This window comes from Paenirhodobacter populi (assembly GCF_004022215.1).
In the GTDB taxonomy this organism is placed as follows: Bacteria; Pseudomonadota; Alphaproteobacteria; order Rhodobacterales; family Rhodobacteraceae; genus Rhodobacter; species Rhodobacter populi.
In genome coordinates this window covers 1-927 of sequence record NZ_SAUZ01000083.1, presented here as the reverse complement: position 1 = coordinate 927, position 927 = coordinate 1, and the positions used below count along the sequence as shown (strand labels likewise).

The 927-nt window shown below is 55.7% G+C and carries 2 protein-coding genes; one reads left to right on the top strand and one right to left on the bottom strand.

Annotation, left to right across the window (positions count from 1 at the left end; all coding sequences use genetic code 11):
* Positions 1-250 precede the first annotated feature (250 nt).
* Positions 251-415, bottom strand: coding sequence for a hypothetical protein (locus tag D2T30_RS23325; protein ID WP_164884419.1), 165 nt, complete (start codon positions 413-415; stop codon positions 251-253).
* A 129-nt stretch (positions 416-544) separates the two neighbouring features.
* Between D2T30_RS23325 and D2T30_RS22905 the strand changes: the two genes are divergently transcribed.
* A partial coding sequence (locus tag D2T30_RS22905; protein WP_128210658.1) for a hypothetical protein occupies positions 545-927 on the top strand: 383 nt, incomplete at its 3' end.

The following is a 927-nucleotide window of genomic DNA, read 5'->3' as shown; positions in this document are numbered from 1 at the left end:
ATCCGCTGTTGCGCAACCTTGCTGGCCGCGTCACGTGGCAACTTCATGGTCTTCGATGATACATCCATGGCGGCTTCCTCCTTCCCGAAAATAGCACGGAAAGAAGGTTAAGAGGACAAGTAATATTCCAACCATACCTCCAATGCTGATACGCCGAAAACCTGAGTTCTGCGGCGTCATCCAATCAGGGCATTCTTGTGAAGGTGCCTCTGTATCGGTCTCCCCCCCGTGCTCAAGGTTAGAGCAGGCATCATCGTTGAGGAAGGTAGCCCTTTTCACGCAAATAATCCGTTAGCAGCTTTTCAACCAACGAGGTCAACGACCGCTGGTCATCAGCTGCTGCTTGATCAGCAGCCTGCTTCAGAGAGGGAGTTATTCTCAAGTTGACCTGAGCCGTTTTGTTTTCTTTTGCCAATGTGTAGATTTCCTCTTTACATATCGCAGCATAATGTATAGATATACGCTACACGATGCAAGCGGCCCTCGAAGATGCGGACACATCAACGAGGGCCTAACCACCATCGATCTTCAGAGGAGATCAATCATGGCTGATTTCACGCCTATCACCGTTCCCGTTGTTTCGGAACCCATCACCTATTTCCACCCGACGCCGCTGAGCGCGCGGTTCACGGCGCTGCTGCCGGTGCTGTCGGCGCATATTGAAGCGGAACGCGATCTCGCGCATGTGGACCGCTGGGATATGGCGTTCATCGACTGGCTCACGGAGGCGGAGCGGACCCGTGCCGATCTGGAAGCCGCGTTGAATGCGCTGTGCGAGACCGAGGTCCAGCGGCTGGAGGACAAGCCCCTGCTGCGGATGGCGATGCTGACCCGCATGATGCTCGCGAGCGAAGATGCGCAGGAGTTCCTCCAGCTGCACAGCCTGCCCCAGCGGATGCCGTCGATGTTCCGCTGTGCCGGAGATCA